Source organism: Pseudoxanthomonas putridarboris (genome assembly GCF_038321125.1).
GTDB lineage: Bacteria > Pseudomonadota > Gammaproteobacteria > Xanthomonadales > Xanthomonadaceae > Pseudoxanthomonas_A > Pseudoxanthomonas_A putridarboris.
This window is the reverse complement of sequence record NZ_JBBWWT010000001.1, coordinates 368,315-387,056: the sequence shown is the minus strand read 5'-3', so window position 1 is coordinate 387,056 and position 18,742 is coordinate 368,315. Positions and strand designations below refer to the sequence as shown.

Annotated in this window: 16 protein-coding genes and 1 tRNA gene; 10 read left to right on the top strand and 7 right to left on the bottom strand. The window is 63.4% G+C overall.

Annotated features, from left to right (window positions below; translation table 11 throughout):
* Window positions 1-58: 58 nt before the first annotated feature.
* The 4 genes from AAD027_RS01705 to AAD027_RS01690 are packed head-to-tail and all read right to left on the bottom strand — an operon-like array spanning window position 59 to window position 4,463.
* Entirely contained in the window at window positions 59-1,576 is a 1,518-nt protein-coding gene (locus tag AAD027_RS01705; RefSeq protein ID WP_341724285.1) for a PH domain-containing protein, read from the bottom strand.
* Entirely contained in the window at window positions 1,576-2,103 is a 528-nt protein-coding gene (locus AAD027_RS01700; protein WP_341724284.1) for a PH domain-containing protein, read from the bottom strand. Before AAD027_RS01700 ends, AAD027_RS01705 begins: the two co-directional genes overlap by 1 nt.
* A complete protein-coding gene (locus AAD027_RS01695; protein ID WP_341724283.1) occupies window positions 2,100-3,539 on the bottom strand; it encodes an SEL1-like repeat protein in 1,440 nt (479 codons plus the stop codon). Before AAD027_RS01695 ends, AAD027_RS01700 begins: the two co-directional genes overlap by 4 nt.
* A gap of 24 nt (window positions 3,540-3,563) precedes the next feature.
* Window positions 3,564-4,463: a lauroyl acyltransferase gene (locus AAD027_RS01690; protein ID WP_341724282.1), complete on the bottom strand. Its 900-nt coding sequence runs from the start codon at window positions 4,461-4,463 to the stop codon at window positions 3,564-3,566.
* A 108-nt stretch (window positions 4,464-4,571) separates the two neighbouring features.
* Between AAD027_RS01690 and dtd the strand changes: the two genes are divergently transcribed.
* The 8 genes from dtd (at window position 4,572) to AAD027_RS01650 (ending at window position 15,839) form a co-directional block, all read left to right on the top strand.
* On the top strand, window positions 4,572-5,012 hold the full coding sequence (gene dtd / locus AAD027_RS01685) for a D-aminoacyl-tRNA deacylase (protein ID WP_341724281.1): 441 nt from the start codon (window positions 4,572-4,574) through the stop codon (window positions 5,010-5,012).
* Window positions 5,013-5,108: 96 nt separating this feature from the next.
* Window positions 5,109-6,959, top strand: coding sequence for an RNA polymerase sigma factor RpoD (gene rpoD / locus AAD027_RS01680; RefSeq protein WP_341724280.1), 1,851 nt, complete (start codon window positions 5,109-5,111; stop codon window positions 6,957-6,959).
* A 184-nt stretch (window positions 6,960-7,143) separates the two neighbouring features.
* A complete protein-coding gene (locus tag AAD027_RS01675; RefSeq protein ID WP_341724279.1) occupies window positions 7,144-8,658 on the top strand; it encodes an OpgD/OpgG family glucan biosynthesis protein in 1,515 nt (504 codons plus the stop codon).
* 4 nt (window positions 8,659-8,662) lie between these two features.
* Complete coding sequence (mdoH, locus tag AAD027_RS01670; RefSeq protein ID WP_341724278.1) at window positions 8,663-10,606, top strand: glucans biosynthesis glucosyltransferase MdoH; 1,944 nt, start codon at window positions 8,663-8,665, stop codon at window positions 10,604-10,606.
* A tRNA-Ile gene (locus tag AAD027_RS01665) sits at window positions 10,597-10,672 on the top strand. The genes mdoH and AAD027_RS01665 overlap by 10 nt, the downstream gene beginning before the upstream one ends.
* Window positions 10,673-10,849: 177 nt before the next feature.
* Window positions 10,850-12,064 carry a tyrosine-type recombinase/integrase gene (locus AAD027_RS01660; RefSeq protein WP_341724277.1) on the top strand — a complete coding sequence of 405 codons (1,215 nt, stop codon included), beginning with the start codon at window positions 10,850-10,852 and terminating at the stop codon, window positions 12,062-12,064.
* A gap of 989 nt (window positions 12,065-13,053) precedes the next feature.
* A complete protein-coding gene (locus tag AAD027_RS01655) occupies window positions 13,054-15,183 on the top strand; it encodes a DEAD/DEAH box helicase (RefSeq protein WP_341724276.1) in 2,130 nt (709 codons plus the stop codon).
* The gene (locus AAD027_RS01650) at window positions 15,180-15,839 is read left to right on the top strand and encodes a DUF2290 domain-containing protein (protein ID WP_341724275.1); all 660 of its coding nucleotides are present in this window, start codon (window positions 15,180-15,182) and stop codon (window positions 15,837-15,839) included. Before AAD027_RS01655 ends, AAD027_RS01650 begins: the two co-directional genes overlap by 4 nt.
* A 643-nt stretch (window positions 15,840-16,482) precedes the next feature.
* Here the strand turns inward: AAD027_RS01650 and AAD027_RS01645 are convergent.
* The 3 genes from AAD027_RS01645 to AAD027_RS01635 are packed head-to-tail and all read right to left on the bottom strand — an operon-like array spanning window position 16,483 to window position 17,175.
* Window positions 16,483-16,683: a KTSC domain-containing protein gene (locus AAD027_RS01645; protein WP_341724274.1), complete on the bottom strand. Its 201-nt coding sequence runs from the start codon at window positions 16,681-16,683 to the stop codon at window positions 16,483-16,485.
* A 26-nt stretch (window positions 16,684-16,709) separates the two neighbouring features.
* On the bottom strand, window positions 16,710-16,958 hold the full coding sequence (locus AAD027_RS01640) for a hypothetical protein (protein WP_341724273.1): 249 nt from the start codon (window positions 16,956-16,958) through the stop codon (window positions 16,710-16,712).
* A 37-nt stretch (window positions 16,959-16,995) separates the two neighbouring features.
* Window positions 16,996-17,175, bottom strand: a complete 180-nt coding sequence (locus AAD027_RS01635; RefSeq protein WP_341724272.1) for a hypothetical protein — start codon at window positions 17,173-17,175, stop codon at window positions 16,996-16,998.
* Between the two features lie 393 nt (window positions 17,176-17,568).
* Between AAD027_RS01635 and AAD027_RS01630 the strand changes: the two genes are divergently transcribed.
* Together AAD027_RS01630 and AAD027_RS01625 are read left to right on the top strand one after the other, a co-directional pair.
* A complete protein-coding gene (locus tag AAD027_RS01630) occupies window positions 17,569-18,402 on the top strand; it encodes a hypothetical protein (protein WP_341724271.1) in 834 nt (277 codons plus the stop codon).
* 142 nt (window positions 18,403-18,544) lie between these two features.
* Window positions 18,545-18,670 carry a hypothetical protein gene (locus AAD027_RS01625; protein ID WP_341724270.1) on the top strand — a complete coding sequence of 42 codons (126 nt, stop codon included), beginning with the start codon at window positions 18,545-18,547 and terminating at the stop codon, window positions 18,668-18,670.
* Window positions 18,671-18,742 lie beyond the last annotated feature (72 nt).

Below are 18,742 nucleotides of genomic sequence, written 5' to 3'. Positions count from 1 at the left end.
GCCCGCGCGATGTGGCAGTAGCGAGGCGGTGTCCATGCCCGCGTGCCCCCCGTTTCCGTCACCAGCGCAGTCTCCGGTGCGCCAGCGCGGTGGAAAGCCGCCGGTAGATCGCCTCGGCGTCCTGCTCGGGCAGGAACCGCAGGCGCAGCGGCGGGGCCATGCCGCTGGCGCCGGCGGTGTCCAGCCACAGCGTGGCGGTGCCGCAGCGGCGGTCGATCGGCGAGCGGGTCAGCCGCAGGGCCTGCAGCTTGTCTATTTCGGCGAAGCGCCAGTAGCGCGACCACCAGCCGCTGCGCACGACCACCACCTGGTCGTCCACCGAGTAGCCCATGCGCCTGGCGTTGCGCCGCGCCGCGTAGGCGGCCGCGCCCAGCCAGGCCAGCGCGAGCGCCGACCATGCCCCGACATGCCAGTACGCGGCGATGCCCAGGGGAACCACGAACGATGCCGTGGGAAGCAGCAAGCGCCAGCCGCTCGATGCCGGCACTCCGCGCCAGTCCTCACGCGGCCAGCGGGCCTGCGGCAGCAGGTGATGCACCAGCGCGTCGCAGGCGTCCGGCGTGGCGATGGGCGCGAGGTCCTTCAACGCCCGCTGATCGCCCTGGTCGGGCTTCTCCGCGACGGCGGTGTCGATGCGCAGCGAACGACGGCCGAGCAGCCGATGCAGCACGCCTTCGTGCAGCGTCCAGGCCTGGATGCGACGGCGCGCCACGCTGGTGCGCAGCCGCGCCAGCAGTCCGCGCTCGACCATCAGGCGGCGCGCATCCTCGCTGAGCCGGAAGCCATGGAACTGCAGCAGCGCCAGCGCCACCGACAGGGCGCGTACCAGCAGCAGCGCCAGCCCCACCAACGCCACGACGGTGGCGGCGCCGGCCACCCAGCCCAGGTGAAGCTGGTCCGCGTAGCCGGCCATCTGCCTGGCGGTGCGGGTGAAGAAGCCTTCCATCATCCGTTCGGGCAGGATCTGCCACGCGGCGCCGAAGGCGGCCGCCACCACGATCATGCCGCGATTGGAGACCAGGCCCAGGCGGATCACTTCGGCGGTGGACAGCGCGAGCAGCGTGTCGTCGGCGCGCGCCTCGGCAGCAGCCGGACCGGCCGCCGCTCCATCGTGCCCGTGGTGGCGCACCAGGCTTTCCAGGGCCAGCGCATCCGGCAGGCCCAGCACGCGCATCTGCGCTTCCGGCTTCTGTCCGCCGGCCGATTCCAGCCGCACCTCCGCCACGTTGAACACCCGGTGCAGCAACGACTGGTGCACCCCCACGTTATGGATGCGGGAGAACGGGATCTCGCGCTGCGTGCGGTGCAGCCAACCCTCGCGCACGGTCAGTCCGTCGCGGCCGATCCGGTAGCGGTAGGTGAAATACTGCAGGACCGAGATCACCACCAGCACGCCGATGCCGATGACGGGCGCGAGTTCGACCCAGTGGCCGCCGCGATCGTTGCGGCCGCCAAAGATCGCCAGCGCCACCAGCGGGAAGATGAACTGCTTGAGCTGCTGCACCAGCACGAACAGCCACGACCAGGGGTGCAGCCGGCGTTCCGGCGCGCTGGGATCGGGGATGCCGTCGTCCATCACAATGCGTCGTCGTGGTCGAGTTGCCGCGCCAGCGTGTCGCGCAGGCGTTCGGCGTCGACCGTATCCAGCCCGGACAGGGACAGCGCGGCCATCCGGGTGCCGGCGGTGTGCACGACCAGGGTGGCGAGTTTCATGCCGCGCTCCAGCGGGCCGCGTTTCAGGTCGAGGTGCTGCACGCGCGAGATCGGAATCAGCGTCTCGTTGCGCCACCAGTTGCCGCGGCGCACGGCGAAGCCTTCGCCGTCGAGTTTCCAGGAGGTGCGGCGATGCCGCCTCACGCCGATCCATGCGCCGACTACTGCTCCCGCCGCGGCCACCAGCGGGGTGGCCAGCCAAGGCGAGGCCAAGCCCGTGGCGCGGATGATGAAGAAGAGAGGGAAGCCCAGCGGGAGCATCGCCATCGCGCCGCCCAACGCCGCCAGCAGGGCGCCGCGCGGCGGCAGGGGCCGCCAGTCGATGGGCGCCGTGTGGACGGTGTCGCCAGCGTCGGGGGACGGTGGCGCGGGATCGGTGGGCGGGATCATTCGGCGGGAAGCTCGTACGTGTTGTAGTCCTGCACCCAGTCCTGGCCTTTGCGGTATGCCGCCAGGCGTTGCTGCATGCGGCGCAGCGTGGCGGGCTTGGCGTCTTCCACGCGCGCGATGGCCCGTTGCTGGTAGTCGGCGGCCTCGGGTGTGCGTCCCGCTGCCGCCAACGCGGCGGCCACCGTGTCCAGCTCGCTGTAGGTCAGCGTGTCGGCGGTGGCCATCATGTGGTCGGCCAGCGCGATGGCGCGCTGCGGATCGCGCTGGTCCTCCAGCGGGCAGGTGGCCAGCGCCCAGACGCGGTTGTTGCGCGCACCGGCAACGCCGGCGTCCTCCGCCCGTGCGCCCCATTGTTCGGCCAGGATGCAGTCGCGCGCCAGTCCGCCGGCGCCGTTGAAGTAAAGCCCGCTCAGCTGCAGCATCGCTTCGCCGATGCCGCCCTCGGCGGCCCGCCTGGTCTGCACGGCCAGCCTGGCCAGCAGGTCCGCGGGCATGGGTTTGCCCTTCTGCGGCGTGTAGTCCTCGATCAGCAACTGGATCAGGATCGCCGCCGCCTGCGGCTGGCCGCCGGCACTGGCCTTTTCCAGCCAGTCGATGCCGCGCGTCCGGTCCTTCGGCGCGGCGGCCGGCAGGCTGCCGGTGGCGAGCAATGCGCCCAACCCCATTTGGGCCAGGGTGTCGCCGTCGGCCGCCTTCTTCTCCAGCACGGCCACCCGCGTCTTGTAGACATCGTCGTAGCGCGGCCAGCGTTCGTTGAGGCGGGTACGGGCCGCCGCGTCGTCGCGCAGCGGCTGGCCCAGCAGCGCCAGCAGCGGGGCCTCGCGATCCGGGCCGAGGAAATACGCCAGCACGGCCTGCATGAGGTCGTCCTCGCGGATGCCGCTGCGCTGGACCTGCTGCTGCAGCATCAGCGATTCGTTGTTGGCCATCGACTCCGCGCGGACCTTCCATTGGCCCTGGTCGCGCACCAGTTCCGGGCCGAACATGAATTGCGTGCCGGTCGGCGGGCCCAGTTCGCCCATCGCCAGGTCGTCGCCGACCAGGGTGACGTGGCTGAGCGCGGCCAGGGATTCGCCTGCGTCGGGCGAAGCGATGCCGCACCAGTTCTCGTGCAGGCACAGGGCCGTCACCGCCTCGTCGTCGAGCGCCGCCAGCGCGTCGGCCTGCTGGGTGGCGCGAAAGGCGTAAACGATGGCGCGGTCCGACATCGGGATGCGGCGCAACTGCGCCGAGGACGCGTACAGGGCGGCGTCGCGCAGGAAGCCGTAATGCGCCAGGCTGGAAGGCGCCAGCCACTCGGCCGCCCGCCCGTCGCCTTGGCTGCTCAGTTCGGCGTAGCGGTCCCAAGCGTTGCTGACGGCATTCATCCGGGCCAGGTCGTCCCCGGCCAATGCCGGCGCGGCGATCAGCCACGCCAGCAGTATTCCCACACGCATGCTTCCCCCGGTGTCTGTCGGCGGTCAGCGGTAGGGAGTGCCCTCGCCGCTGCCCGGTGGTCGCAGGGTATAGCGTTTGTAGGTCCACTGGTACTGGGCCGGATCGCGCGATGCGATGCGTTCGACGGCGTCGTTGAGCGCGGCCACGGCGACCCTGGCGTCCGGGTCGGCGATGGCGGCCGGGGCCGGTTGCACGTGCAGGGCGAAGTCCGGGCCGGGGCCGATGCGTTCGCACCAGGCGAACAGCACGGTGGCACCGGTGCGTTCGGCCAGCCGCGACACCAGCGTCATCGTCAGCGCCTGCACGCCGAAGAACGGCGCGAACTCGCCATCGCCGGCCTTGGGTTGCTGGTCCGGCAGGATGCCGACCGCGCCGCCGTCCTTCAGCACCTTCCATAGCTGGCGCACCGCCGGGCCTTCGGCGCGCACCTGGCGGATGTTGTCGGCGCCGCGCACGCGCAGCAGGAAGGCATCGCCGGCGGGCGATGCCGGCGGGCGGTAGACGATGGCGATGGGGCCGCGCGTGGACAGCCACTGGTTGAGCAGTTCCCAGTTGCCGAAGTGCGGGGCGGCGACGATCACGCCCTTGCCGCTGGCCAGCGCCTGGTCGTACAGCGCCTCGCCATGCAGTTCGCGCAGACAGGCCAGGTTCTCCGCGACCGGGCGCGTCCAGAAGCGCAGCGTCTCCAGCGCCTGCCGCGCGGTGGTGCGCAGGATGGCCTGGTGCAGTTCACGGCGCTGGCTGGGCAGCAGGTCGGGGTAGGCCAGTTCCAGATTGCGGCGGGCGACCCGGCTTTCGCGGGCATCGGCCTTGCGCCAGACCCATGCCAGCGCATCGCCCAGCCTGCGCAGCCACGGCCAGGGGAGGCGTCCGACCAGGGCGGCGGCGCGGTAGCCGAGGGCGGCGAGGGTCTGGGGTTTCATCCGGCCAGTTTAGCGGCAGGGAGGGGCCGGCTCCGGGTTGCGGGTTCTGGGGGCCGTGTCGCCGTGCGGGCTATGCTTCCGGCAACCCGGAACCGGCCACAGACCGCCATGCTCTCCCTGATCCAGCGCGTCACCCAGGCCTCCGTCGCCGTCGATGACCGTACCGTCGGCGCCATCGGCGCGGGGCTGCTGGCCCTGGTGGCGGTGGAGCCGGGCGATGCCGAGGCGCAGTTCCAGCGCATGGCCGAGCGCCTGCTGGGCTACCGGGTCTTCGCCGACGAGGCGGGACGGATGAACCGCTCGCTCGCCGATACCGGCGGCGGACTGCTGCTGGTCAGCCAGTTCACCCTGGCGGCGGACACCCGCTCGGGCATGCGCCCCAGCTTCACCACGGCGGCCCCGCCGGGGGAGGCTGAACGCGGCTTCAACCGGCTGGTGGAGATATGCCGGCAAAGACACGGGGGAGGGGTGGAAACCGGGCGTTTCGGCGCCCATATGGTCGTCAGCCTGGTCAACGACGGGCCGGTGACCTTCCTGTTGCGCCCCTGACATCAGCCTGCGAGGCGAGGCCAGGGGACTTGGACCGGCCCGGGCTGGTATAATACTAGGTTCCTCCTTCCTTTCCTGCCGGTGGCGCAACCCTCCATGGCCAACGAACGTCCTGCCCAGCAGTCCGACATCAAGCTCTTGATCAGCAAGGGCCTGGAGCAGGGCTATCTGACTTACGCCGAAGTCAACGATCACCTTCCCGACGACCTGGTCGATCCGGAACAGATCGAGGACATCATCGGCATGATCAACGGCATGGGCATCGATGTCCATGAAGTGGCGCCCGATGCCGAGACGCTGCTGCTCGCCGACGGCAACACCGGCAACCGCGAAGTCGACGAGACCGCCGCCGAAGAAGCCGCGGCCGCGCTGACCTCGCTCGATACCGAGGGCGGCCGCACCACCGACCCCGTGCGCATGTACATGCGCGAGATGGGCACCGTCGAACTGCTGACCCGCGAAGGCGAAATCGCCATCGCCAAGCGGATCGAGGAAGGCCTGGGCCAGGTGCAGGCGTCGCTGGGCAACTTCCCGTGGTCCATCGAACTGCTGCTGGAAGAATACGAACTGCACAAGGCCGGCAAGAAGCGCCTGGCCGAAGTGGTGGTGGGCTTCAACGACGTCGAGGAGCCGGTGGAGGAAGTGCCGGTGGCCGTGGAGGCCGTCGAGGCGGCCGATGATGCCGACGACGACGACGATGGCGACGACGTGGCCGAGGAGGCCGGTCCCACCGGTCCGGATCCGGAAGAAGTCGCGCGCCGCATGCAGGCGCTGGCCGACGGCTACGCCAAGTTCAAGAAGTCCTACGCCAAGAACGGCGCCGACAACAAGGCCGTGGCCAAGCTGCGCGGCGAACTGGCCGAAGTGTTCGTCACCCTCAAGTTCCCGCTGGCGCTGACCGACACGCTGGTGCGCAAGCTGCGCGAAGTCGTGGCCCAGGTGAAGGACCACGAGCGCCGCGTGCTGCACCTGTGCGCCAACGTCGCCAGGATGCCGCGCAAGGAGTTCCTGCGCGCCTGGGAAGGCAACCAGACCAACCTGGGCTGGGTGGACGAGGTGCTGAAGCGCAAGCAGAAGTGGTCGTCCGGCCTGCGCGACGTGAAGGACCAGATCGTCGCCGAACAGGAAGCCACCATCGCCATCGAGCAGGCCATGCACCTGACCCTGGCCGACATCAAGGAAATAAGCCGCGCGATGGCCTACGGCGAGGCCAAGGCGCGCAAGGCCAAGAAGGAAATGGTCGAGGCCAACCTGCGCCTGGTCATCTCCATCGCCAAGAAGTACACCAACCGCGGCCTGCAGTTCCTCGACCTGATCCAGGAAGGCAACATCGGCCTGATGAAGGCGGTGGACAAGTTCGAATACCGCCGCGGCTACAAGTTCTCCACCTACGCCACGTGGTGGATCCGCCAGGCCATCACCCGCTCGATCGCCGACCAGGCGCGCACCATCCGCATCCCGGTGCACATGATCGAGACGATCAACAAGCTCAACCGCATTTCCCGCCAGATGCTCCAGCAGTACGGCCGCGAGGCCACGCCGGAGGAACTGGCCAAGGAAATGGACATGCCCGAGGACAAGATCCGCAAGGTGATGAAGATCGCCAAGGAACCGATCTCGATGGAAACCCCGATCGGCGACGACGAGGATTCCCACCTGGGCGACTTCATCGAGGACACCAACGTGGAGTCCCCGATCGAGAACACCACCAACATCAACCTGTCGGAAACCGTGCGCGACGTGCTGGCCGGCCTGACCCCGCGGGAAGCCAAGGTGCTGCGCATGCGCTTCGGCATCGACATGAACACCGACCACACGCTGGAAGAGGTCGGCAAGCAGTTCGACGTTACCCGCGAGCGCATCCGCCAGATAGAAGCCAAGGCCCTGCGCAAGCTGCGCCATCCCAGCCGCAGCGAGCAATTGCGCAGCTTCCTCGACATCGACTGACGCACTGCGTCGCAATCGCACCACCAGAGCGCGACCCCAACGGGTCGCGTTTCTTTTTGGTGCGCGCGCAAGCCACGCGCCCGTTCAGTCTTGTCATGATCCTTACATGCCGTTCACTAGACTTGCCGCGATACGTAATCTTCGGGGGGGACGCGTGGATCGCAGGACCGTATTGCACACTGCCATGTCGCTGGCCGTGCTGGGCGCGGCGCGCCCGCTTCCCGCCTGGCCGATGGCGGCGGCCGCAACATCCTCCGCGTCGTCGCCCTTCGATGCGCTGACGGTCCCGCGCCTGGCACGCGAACTTTCGCGCCGGCCTTACCAGGCGCCGGATGAAACGCTTCCGGAATTGCTGGATGCCGGCTACGACGCCTACCGCGACCTTCGCTTCGATCCGCGGCAGGCCCTCTGGCGCAAGGAAGGCCTGCCGTTCCAGTTGCAGATGTTCCATCGCGGCTTTCTGTTCAAGCAGCGCGTGGAGCTGTGGCGCGTGCACGACGGCCACGCCACGCCGATCGGCTACTCGCCCGAGTTGTTCGACTTCCCGCCGGGCGTGCGTCTTCCTGCCGGCGAGGGGCTGGGATTCGCGGGTTTCCGCGTGCATGCGCGGCTCAACGATCCGGACTACTTCGACGAGTTGATCGCGTTCCTCGGGGCGAGCTACTTCCGCGCGCTGGCCAAGGGGCATGTCTACGGCCTGTCCGCACGCGGTCTGGCGCTGGGCAGCGGCGATCCGGGCGCGGAGGAGTTCCCGCTGTTCCGCGCGTTCTGGATCGAACAGCCGGCGCGCACGGCGGACCACCTGGTGGTGCATGCGTTGCTGGACAGTCTGAGCGTCGCCGGTGCGTTCCGCTTCGCCATACGGCCGGGCGGCGAAACCCTCATCGACGTGCAGTCGCGCCTCTATCCCCGCGTGGATCTCGCGCGCGCCGGCATCGCGCCGTTGACCAGCATGTTCGAGTTCGATGCCGGCGACCGGGTGGGCACGGACGACTACCGCCCCGCCGTGCACGATTCCGATGGGTTGGCCATCTTCAACGGCCGGCGGGAGCAGATCTGGCGCCCGCTGAGCAATCCGCCGCGCGTGCAGATCAGCGCCTTCGCGGACGAGGGCCCGCGTGGCTTCGGACTGATGCAGCGCAAGCGCGCATTTTCCGATTACGTCGACATCGAGGCGCGCTACCACGACCGCCCCAGCCTCTGGATCGAGCCACTGGGCCCATGGGGGAAAGGCGCGGTGACGCTGGTCGAAATCCCGACCGCCGACGAGTACCACGACAACATCGTGGCGTTCTGGCGCCCGGAACGGCCGCTGCGCGCCGGACAGGAACACCGCTTCGACTACCGCATGCACTGGTGCGACGACCACGGCTGGCAGCGCGGCCTGGCGACGGTGGCCAGCACGCGGATGGGCGCGGCGCCGGACGCGGCGAAGCGGCTGGTGGTGATCGACCTGGTTGGCGGACGCCTGGGCGCATTGCCGGGCGAGGCCGAGGTGAAGACCGATGTCTGGGCCAGCCACGGCGAGATCTCCAACGTGGTGGCGTACCCCAATCCGCAGGCGGGAGGCTGGCGGCTGAGCTTCGAGTTCCGTCCGCGGACGGAGAATGCCGAAGGGCGCGACGTGGAACTGCACGCGCGCGTGATGGATGCGCAGGGACCGCTTTCCGAAACCTGGCTGTACCGCTGGAGCCCCTGAGCCGATGACCGAACCCGACCCCACACCAGTCAGCAGGACCGCGTGGCTGCCACCGGAGTCTCCGCTGGAGATGCCGGTGCAGGACCTGCGCCATGGCCAGCGGATCGATCGCCCGCTGACGACCGCGCCAAGCCGCATGGCATGGCGGCGCGCATGCGTGCTGGGAGGCACAGCGCTGCTGACCCTGATGGCCACCTACCAGATCTGGTGGGTGCTGCGCGGCAATGGCATCGATGTGCTCGAAGGCCTGTTGCTGGTGTTGTTCGTCGCCCTGTTCGCATGGATCGCGCTGTCGTTCTTCAGCGCGTTGGCGGGCCTGGTCCTGGTGGTCGCGCGCCATGCGAACCCGCTCGGCATCGAGGATGAAGATCCCCTGCCTGCGCTGGGCACGCGCACGGCGTTGCTGATGCCCACCTACAACGAGGATCCCCATCGCCTGCTGGCGGGCCTGCAGGCGATCTACGAATCGGTGGCCGCGACGGGCCAGCTGGATCGCTTCGATTTCTTCGTCCTCAGCGACACCACGAGCGAGCCGGTCCGCCACGAGGAAGAGGCGGCCTTCCGCGAGCTGCGCGAAAGGCTCGGCGATGATCGGCGGTTGTTCTACCGCCTGCGCGCCGAGAACAGCGAACGCAAGGCGGGCAACATCGCCGACTGGGTGCGGCGTTTCGGCGGCGCCTACCCGCAGATGCTGATCCTGGATGCGGACAGCCTGATGACCGGCGACACCATCGTCAGGCTGGCGGCGGCGATGGAGCGCCATGGCGATGTCGCCCTGATCCAGACGTTGCCCATGATCGTGAACGGGCGCACGCTGTTCGCGCGCATGCAGCAGTTCGCCGGGCGCATCTACGGGCCCGTGCTGGCCCACGGCGTGGCCTGGTGGCATGGGGCGGAGAGCAACTACTGGGGGCACAACGCCATCATCCGCACGGCGGCCTTCGCGGCGCATGCCGGCTTGCCGGAACTGCGGGGCGGCAAGCCCTTCGCCGGCACCGTGCTGAGCCACGACTTCGTCGAAGCGGCATTGCTGCGGCGCGGCGGCTGGGCGCTGCACATGGTGCCTGGGCTGGGCGGCAGCTACGAAGAGGGACCGCCTTCGCTGACCGACATGCTGGTGCGCGACCGGCGCTGGTGCCAGGGCAACCTGCAGCATGCCGCGGTGCTGCCCACGCGCGGCCTGCACTGGATCAGCAGGATGCATCTGATGGTCGGCATCGGCCACTACTTCACCGCACCGATGTGGGCGATGCTGATGCTGATCGGCCTGGCGATACCGCTGCAACAGGCGGGCCTCGCCACCGACCAGGTCCACCTGGACGGTTTCACCCCCGCGCTGTACTGGCGCGGCGGCGATCCCGGGCGTTTCCTGTGGGTGTTCTATTTCACGATGAGCGTCCTGCTGGCGCCCAAGCTGATGGGCTGCCTGGCGACGATCCTGCAGCCCGCCGCGCGGCGCCTGTCCGGAGGCGCGCTGCGCATCGCGCTGGGCGCGTTGCTGGAGACCGTGCTGGCGGCGCTGATGGCGCCGGTGACCATGTACGTGCAGTCGCGCGGCGTGGCCGAAGTGCTGGCGGGCAAGGACTCCGGTTGGGAGACGCAGCGGCGCGACGACGGCAGCGTGCCGCTGTCCAGCCTGGTGCGCCGCTATGGCGGACTGACTGTGTTCGGCGCCTTCGTGGGCGCGCTGGCCTACCTGGTCTCCCCGGCGCTGGCCGCCTGGATGTCGCCGGTCGTCCTGGGGATGGTGCTGTCGATCCCGATCAACGTGCTGACCGCCTCCGTGGGCGTCGGACAAAGGTTGCGCGAGTGGGGCCTGCTCCGCATTCCCGAAGAAGCGGCGCCCCCGCCCGTGCTCGCCCGCGCCCTCGAATTGCGCGCCCGTCCCGCGCAGGCGATCCCGGCCAGCGGAGCCTCCAGTACAATTGCCGTCGCTGGGGGCCTATAGCTCAATGGTTAGAGCAGAGGACTCATAATCCTTTGGTTCCAGGTTCGAGTCCTGGTGGGCCCACCAAAAAGCAGTCCGCGGGTGTCCGAATTCGACCGGTTACTGCGGAAAAACTCCTGAAAATGACTATGCGGCTGTCCAGCTTCGTCCAAGGGCATCCAGTTGCATCCGAGGGAAAAGTGAGTCAGGCTGTGAGTCATGGAGTAACGGGGTGTTGCTCTGACTCACAGTCATCTGACTCACATGCTGACAGATACCAAGCTTCGCGCGCTGAAGCCTAAGGAAGCCTCCTGCCGGGTAGCCGATTCCAACGGTCTGTGCATAGAGGTGCGCCCCACCGGTGCGAAGGTGTGGCGCTACCGCTACCGTTATGCCGGCAAACCAAGCATCGTGACGATTGGTGAATACCCGGCGATGTCGCTCATGCAGGCACGCGCCGAGCGCGACAAGCTGCGCGTGTTGCTGAAGGGTGGAGCCAATCCGGCTCATGTCGCTCGAGCTGAGCGAGCCGTCCAAGCCGAGCGGGCAAACAGCACCTTCGGAGCCATCGGACTGGAGTTGTTGGCTAAACGAGCGAAGGAGGGGTTGAGCCCGGGCTCTGTGAAGCGGGAGCGCCGCTTGGTCGAGAAGGATCTGGCGTCAATTGTCGACATGCCAATTACTGATATCAGTGCCCCCATTCTTCTGGCCGCTCTGAGGAGGCTGGAGCAGAGGGGCGTAGTGGAGACTGCCCACCGGGCGCGGTCTCATGCAGGACGAGTTTTCCGGTACGCGATTGCTACGGGCAGGGCCCAGCGGAATCCTGCTGACGACCTTGCCGGTGCGTTGGAACAGCCACAGACCAAGCATTTCGCAAGCCTGACTGAGCCCGAGCGTATTGGTGAGCTTCTGCGCGCGCTGTGGGCCTATCAAGGCTCACCCGTGACCCGGGCAGCCCTCAAGCTTGCCCCCATGCTCTTTGTGCGCCCTGGCGAACTGCGGCAGGCCAAGTGGGCGGACATCGACTTGGGTACCGGCGAGTGGCGCTATGTCACCAGCAAGACCAAGACCGCGCACATCGTTCCTTTGTCCACGCAAGCCGTGGCAGTGCTTGAGGAGTTGTGGCCGCTAACCAAGCGCAGCGACTACGTGTTCCCTGGAGTACGAAGCGCCGACCGCCCCATGAGCGAGAACACGGTTAATGCCGCGCTCCGCAATTTAGGCTTCGACGGCGAAACCATTGTAGGCCACGGCTTTCGCGCCATGGCGCGCACCGTGCTGGATGAGGTCCTGGGATTTCGCCCTGACTATATCGAGCATCAGCTCGCACATGCCGTGCGTGATCCATTGGGGCGAGCCTACAACCGCACGGCGCACCTGCCAGAGCGCAAGAAGATGATGCAGGGGTGGGCCGACTATTTGGACAGCTTGCGGAGCTCTGAGAAGAAAGTCGCGCCAATTCGCAAGAAGGTGGCGTGAGTCCTGTGCATGCTTCTGCGGAGCCTGTAGCTGAGTTGTCAGCTATGGGTGCTCCCGAAAAGTATATCTAATCAACTGATATCTAAATGATTATAGGTGACTTGAAATTCAAGATGCCGTCGTTGTTACCGTCGTCGAACTGGTGCTTGAGGATGGACCTGATGAGAGGGCAATCTATCCCTAATCTCCGCTGAAGCGCTGGTGATGCGGCCGCAATTTCTTGCCAGTAGCCCTCATTGATGAAGATGCGGGGTTTGGCAGCGCTAGCGGACGACGGCGCAACACCTAGAGCTTTGCGCATCTGTGTCGCGGCTAGCCAGCGCTCCGAGCGTTTGAATGCGAGCGCCGCCAGTTTCTTGGTCTCTCGGAGCGTAGCCGAAAATCCTAAAAGCATCGGCTGCGCGTCGCTTATCGACAACTCTGCCTTCGGAGCTATCGGTAGTCAGCCCTCTCTATGCCTTGCCTTGTACGTCTCGGTCCAGGCATTTTTCTGCGGCGCGCTCTTCCGGGTCGAGGTCCCCGGGCACTGGTCCCCTAGCTTTTCTAGGGTGCATTAGAACTAATGCTTGCCCTTCCCGAAAGTGCTCGAACTCTAGCTCGACAGGCTTGGCGATGAAGAAGGTTGGACGCCAGTGTTGGGTCCGGCGAGGTGAATCGAGCCACGCTCACTCAAATAGGGTCTACGCCAGTTGTAGGGGCGACGCATGGTCAATGCGCCGCTCCCCTGACTGATCCCAATGCGGGTGATCCGTAGTACGGGACATGGAAGTCCTAGAACGGTGCTGGAAATAGTGTCCCGAGCGCACCGAAGTGGAGGGTGGGGTAGGGGCACTCCATACAGGGGGCTAGCCCGGCTTCCCCTCCAGTACCAAAGCCGCGTGGAGGACCAATAGGCCTGACTCAGGCGGTCGAAAAAGGCGGCTCCTTACCGTCTCGCGGACTCGCCGGTCTCTGCTGTAACCTAGTGCAAAGACTGGCGAGGCGAACGAATGTTAGAGGTCATCTGGGGCACCTCACAGGACAAGCCAATTTCTTCGCGACTGCTCGCCGAAGACTTGGCTAAGGATCCGGCAATTGACGGATACCTTTACCTCGGCTATCCAGTCATTGGTACGCCCACAGGGCCCCTTAAGCTTGATGGTTTGCTTGTGTCCCCAAAGTTGGGGCTGGTCGCTTTCGATCTTGTGGAAGGCACAGATATCGGTGAGTTCAAGCCGCGACAGGATGAGATCGCTTCAATGTTGGAGGTGCGGTTGAAGCCGCATCCGGGACTGAAGAGTGGTCGCCAGCTCAAGTTCGATATCCACGTCGTCACCTACTGTCCGGCTAAGCCACTGCATCCAGATTCAGTTGACCCTTACTACATAGCTTCACGCGCTGAGCTACTAGACGTGGTCAACAGCTTTGCGTGGACTGAAGGCGAACCCGTCTACAAGATGCTGGTTGGTGCAATTCAGGTAGTTACATCAATCCGGGCAGGCAAGCAGAAGCGTGAACCGCAGAAGCCGGATTCGCGAGGTGCGAAGCTCAAGAGGGTAGAGGACTCGATTGCGAACCTCGATCAGCACCAGTCCCAAGCTGTAATCGAAACAGTGGAAGGCGTTCAGCGAATTAGGGGGCTTGCTGGATCAGGCAAAACAATCGTTCTGGCTTTGAAGGTTGCATACCTGCATGCTCAGAACCCGACCTGGCGAATCGGCGTTACTTTCAACACAAGGTCGCTTAAAGAGCAGTTCCGTCGACTGATAAATAGCTTCACCATCGAGCAGACAGGCGCCGAGCCGGACTGGGATTGCATTGACATCATCAATGCTTGGGGTGGGCCGGGTGATAAAGAGCGTGACGGCGTTTATCACAAGTTCTGCCGTGCGAACCAGATCGCCTACTACGATTTCGGCGCTGCAAAGAACAAGTTTGGGGATGGCAAAGAGTTTCAGGGCGCTTGTGCTGATGCACTTGCAACTGTGAAGGATCCCGTCGATCTATATGACATGATTCTGATTGATGAGGCTCAGGATCTGCCGATTGAATTCCTAAGACTCTGTTTTGCATCATTGCCGCCGCCTCGACGGTTGGTCTATGCGTACGACGAACTACAGTCACTTACTGGTACTTCTGTGCCGCCAGCAGAGGAGCTGTTTGGCGTGGCGCCGGACGGCACTCCAGTGGTGCGCCTCAATCAAGAGGACGGTGGCCCAAGGCAAGATATCATCTTGGAGAAGTGTTATCGAAACTCGGGCCCTCTGCTTGCGACCGCGCACGCATTAGGGTTCGGAATTTATCGGGACAAGGGTCTCGTTCAGATCTTTGACGATGACAATCTCTGGACTGATGTGGGCTATTCGGTTGAAGAGGGTTCGCTAGAACCGGGATCGGCTGTCACCCTGGCTCGAACGTTTCAAACTTCACCAGAGTTCCTTCAGAGCCATTCGGATCTTGACGATCTTATTCAATTTCACAAATTTGCTAGTTCCGCTGAGCAAGCTGAGTGGCTTGTACAGGCGATCAAGAAGGACATTCTCGAGCAGGAGCTGCGCCCGGAAGACATCGTCGTAATAAATCCGAATCCCATCACGACGAAGCGTGAGGTTGCCCTGCCAAGGCAGATGCTGTTCTCGTCAGGAATCAACAGTGAGCTTGCAGGTGTTAGCACTGCAGCCGATGTTTTTTCCAAGGCGGGCGCGGTTACGTTTACTGGCGTATTCCGCGCAAAAGGTAACGAAGCCGGAATGGTCTACATCATGAACGCCCAGGATGGGGCATCAGGCTGGGATAAGACAGCTACAGCTCTGGGACGCAATCGACTCTTTACCGCGATAACGCGTTCAAAAGCTTGGGTGAGGGTTCTCGGCATAGGGCCGAACATGGACGTCCTGATCAAAGAGTGGGTGCAGCTCTACAAGAACGATTACAAATTGAAGTTTATCTATCCCACTGACGTGGAAAAAAAGGAACTTCGCGTTATCAATAAGATGGTGGGTGGTAAGGGCAAAGCTAGACGCAAGAGTGTTAGGCAGCAGCGCGAGCAGCTACTACAAGCTGTGCAGCGAGGTGAAGTTGATGCGGACCAGCTGATCTTAGAGCTGGAGGCTCTTAAGAATTCAGGGAGAAGCAAGTGACGCCCGGCGCGGTGCGTGCGCAGGTCGAGGATGTCGTCAGTCGACTGATACGTACCAGTCTTTCAGTTCGCCAGTTTCACCCCATTGTAAAAACAAGCGCTGATGGCATTGTATCCATTGGGCGGCAGCAGAGCGCCATGGCGCTTCGTGACGTTAGCTACGAAGATATATATCGTGACGTCGACGAAAATAGTTCTTATGACGCAAAGCTGGTCGATGGGGGTCTATTGATGTTCCAGTATCGCTTCGATGCTGCCGAGCGTCTGCTTAAGCATCGACTGTCATATTTTCCAAATCCTATGCTTCCCACTATCGATGAAGCGCCTGCTTTGTACGAGGAGGACGAACTTTACGGTGACATCGTAGCCAAGAAGCTAGTTCGCTTCCCAATTCGATTTGACTACGCCCCAGCTGATCATGTGGACGGTCTTCATCCAGCTTGTCATATGACGCTAGGTCAGTACGAGGGCTGTCGAATTCCAGTGTCTGGCCCTGTGGGACCTGCGACTTTCGCTTCGTTTGTAATTCGGAACTTCTATTGCCGCGCATATAAGCGTCACAAGAATGCATTTGATAGAACGCCTCCAGCCTTACAGAGAATTGAAAGCATTTCGGTGGCTGAGCGTCGGATGACTCACTTTGTGCATGGTCGATAGTTGGGAGATTTGACGCTTACTTTGATCTCGATGCCCTGACTCGGCGCTACGCGCAGAGCGGCGAATGAGTGTCTACGGAAATCTGGTCCGTCAAATTGAGTTTGTTCTAAACGCCGTACCGCTTCCGTCCGCCTGAGGTGATGCAGTAGCGTCCGCCTCGAGGGCCGATGCACACTTGATTGCCCGAACAGGGGCAATTGCTACCCGAGTAGTTGGATCGGGCTGGTTGGTAGTTGGTGCGCGGTCTTGGCTTTGGCGAATAACAGCCAAGCCCTGAGCAAAGCAGCTTCGAAGACACCCAGCGTTCTGGCGACCCAGTGGGCGTGATACGGGCCCAGCCATCCCTGTGTTCATGGACGTGGACCGAGTCGCCACCAGTCGACTTGTCCACTACGGCTCCATTGGGCGCAGAGCGCTGATTTAGCGAACTCGCCGCAACGTACATTGGCTCAGCCGGCTCGGCTATTGGCGCCTGCACCAGTTGCGACGAGGTTGCTACTGGGGTGACGGGAGTAGTGTCCTGCCTGCGGTGGTCATCCTTGCCTTCTCTGCACATCGCGATGAGCAGGACGAAGCCGCCGATGATCCACAATCCCATAGTTCCCTTCGACCTCGCGCGCATTTTTTGCCACCTAAGAGCGAGTTAGCATTGGTACCTGTCGCGGATATGGTCGTTGTAGTAGGTGCCTTTAGACTTGGCGTTCAGTAGGTCCTGAAAAATGTGCGCCGGAACTCCGCAGAAGTCATACGTGTCGCCCTGTATGAAGCGAATGCTCATCCGCATCGTCCGCTGGTCGTAGCCAATTGCTGATATGGCCGATGAATTCACGCGAATCATGTCCATGCATTGTTCCTCCTTATCGTCATACGTTAGCTGCGCTTGCCCGGCTTCTGCGTAAGCACACTTCCAGCGATTGCCTTATTCGTCTTTCCGGTCCGATTGCTATCCAGTGCTTTCGATGCTGTGGTTGCGATCTTGGAGGATGTCGTCTTGCCCGTGCCGGTCTGTGCCAAAGCACTACCTGCAATAGACTTGGCCGACTTGCTTGAGTTCGGGCTGCGAAGAACTGAAGATGCTTTCGAAGCGATATGGTTAGAGGTTTTCTCGTTCTTCGCCATAAATCCTCCGGGGACAGTTCAAGATGGTCGGGGCGCGTTACTTGAATAGCTTTGCGATAAACCGGACGAATTTCGCAGCCGAAGACTCAAACCCCATCGCTCGCTTCGCCCGGCGTTTAGCGTTCTTAGGCGCATTCAGCACGCGCGTGACCTGATAGATGCCAAGGTCGCGCTTGAGCTTCTTCTTGGCGGCTGTCGCGCCCAGTAGAGTCTTCAAGCTTGGCTTGCGATACCGAATTCGCATTTCTGGCCCCTAACGAATGCGGCGCGTTCACCCCTGTCGGCGCCCAAGCCGATCCTCCACCCGAATGTGACGGACGTCAAGTACGTTCAGGCTGTTGTAAATGCGTGTAGCGACGAGTGGTGCATCGGCTACCTCTTCCGCCGTTCCAGCAGCCGACGCATTCTGATGATTGGGTGTGAAATTGCTCCTCCGCCTTGCAGGGCAAGCATTGGGTCTGACCGTGATTGCCAAGAAGGATGGTTGGCCATTCTTCTTGAGCGTTTAGAGTTCGGGTTCCGCGACTTGGATGCCTCAGCTGTGAGCTGGCCTGACGAGTCTACTTTGGTGTACGGAGAAGGGCTGGTCCGATTGATGGATAAGGATCCGATGGACATCAACTACCGCTGCTACGCTAGGCAGGCCTTGCAGCAAGCGAGGGTGGAACTTCAGGGCGAAGATGACGTACGGCTGCGGTCAGCCGCGCTGCAGCTTCGTATGTCCATGGAAGCGTTGACCTACGATCGAATGCGGGCGTATGCGTTTGAGGTTCCGCCCCATCAGTACGCGACTTGGCAACCGAAGAAGGTTATGCAGTTATTGCTGGAAATAGACGCGAAGGCCGATGCCGATTCGTCAGTAGCGGTCGGGCTCGAGAAGACCTATGGGGTAGCGCCCCCTATGGAGGAGATGAAAAGCCTGGGCTCAGAGAAGGTTCTCAACCTCGCGACAATCAAGAGGCATTACGACGCGTTAGGGTCGTATCTGCACATTCCAACCCTTAAGCAGATGAGGCAGGGAGATTTTTTCGACGCGAGCAAGCTCAGGGCCCGCTGCCTGCAGATCGTCACGTATCTGGACGAAGTGCTCGCGTCGCCGGTATGGAATATCAGGCTCACAGCGGTGTCAAAGACGGATTGCATCTACTGCGGCAAGCCCATGCAGAGAAGGTGTCCGAAAGATGGTGAGACCGTGGCGGTCAGTTGCTTCGAGTGCGGGGCGCTTTATCGGCTGGTTCTGGTCGGCGCGCAGCAGGTGCGGTGGGATCCAATGCAGACAAGAGTCAAGTGCCTGACAGGTGGCTGCGATCACTCATTCGTGCTAGGAAATCATGAAATAAAGCGCGGCTCGAGCTGGACATGCAAGAGCTGCAGCCAACGGTACATGATCGACTACGCCGTACTGCCGGACTCCTCACCTAGCATGGATGCGTCGGGCGGATAGGGTGCCTGTCGCCATGCAGTAGGTGGCAGATAAGAAGGGGTCAAGCAAAATAATTTCAGACACATACCACTCCCGTGAACCCAGTGACTGCTGGCTTCGCGTCCGGCACTCCGCAGCGCAGTGTCCCTCAAGGATGTCCGTAATGACGAAGAACAAGATCGAGTTGGTTTACTGCATCATGGTGGTGGCTACGGCCGTGATGGCTGGCATCGTCAAATGCACGGCGGCTGCCACTTGCAGCCACTGCGGTGACTTCCTCGATCCCTGATCCAATCCCTGCTTACTGGCATCCCCAACAAGGCCCGGCTCGTCCGGGCCTTGTGCGTTTATGCCGCCCACT

What these genes read in the sequence shown, in the direction of transcription:
- AAD027_RS01630 (WP_341724271.1), top strand. Translation starts at nt 17,569, where the DNA reads ATGGACATCAACTACCGCTGCTACGCTAGGCAGGCCTTGCAGCAAGCG.
- rpoD (WP_341724280.1), top strand. Translation starts at nt 5,109, where the DNA reads ATGGCCAACGAACGTCCTGCCCAGCAGTCCGACATCAAGCTCTTGATC.
- AAD027_RS01640 (WP_341724273.1), bottom strand. Translation starts at nt 16,958, where the DNA reads ATGGCGAAGAACGAGAAAACCTCTAACCATATCGCTTCGAAAGCATCT.
- AAD027_RS01700 (WP_341724284.1), bottom strand. Translation starts at nt 2,103, where the DNA reads ATGATCCCGCCCACCGATCCCGCGCCACCGTCCCCCGACGCTGGCGAC.
- AAD027_RS01660 (WP_341724277.1), top strand. Translation starts at nt 10,850, where the DNA reads ATGCTGACAGATACCAAGCTTCGCGCGCTGAAGCCTAAGGAAGCCTCC.
- AAD027_RS01655 (WP_341724276.1), top strand. Translation starts at nt 13,054, where the DNA reads ATGTTAGAGGTCATCTGGGGCACCTCACAGGACAAGCCAATTTCTTCG.
- AAD027_RS01675 (WP_341724279.1), top strand. Translation starts at nt 7,144, where the DNA reads ATGTCGCTGGCCGTGCTGGGCGCGGCGCGCCCGCTTCCCGCCTGGCCG.
- AAD027_RS01625 (WP_341724270.1), top strand. Translation starts at nt 18,545, where the DNA reads ATGACGAAGAACAAGATCGAGTTGGTTTACTGCATCATGGTGGTGGCT.
- AAD027_RS01645 (WP_341724274.1), bottom strand. Translation starts at nt 16,683, where the DNA reads ATGGACATGATTCGCGTGAATTCATCGGCCATATCAGCAATTGGCTAC.
- mdoH (WP_341724278.1), top strand. Translation starts at nt 8,663, where the DNA reads ATGACCGAACCCGACCCCACACCAGTCAGCAGGACCGCGTGGCTGCCA.
- AAD027_RS01690 (WP_341724282.1), bottom strand. Translation starts at nt 4,463, where the DNA reads ATGAAACCCCAGACCCTCGCCGCCCTCGGCTACCGCGCCGCCGCCCTG.
- AAD027_RS01695 (WP_341724283.1), bottom strand. Translation starts at nt 3,539, where the DNA reads ATGCGTGTGGGAATACTGCTGGCGTGGCTGATCGCCGCGCCGGCATTG.
- AAD027_RS01705 (WP_341724285.1), bottom strand. Translation starts at nt 1,576, where the DNA reads ATGGACGACGGCATCCCCGATCCCAGCGCGCCGGAACGCCGGCTGCAC.
- dtd (WP_341724281.1), top strand. Translation starts at nt 4,572, where the DNA reads ATGCTCTCCCTGATCCAGCGCGTCACCCAGGCCTCCGTCGCCGTCGAT.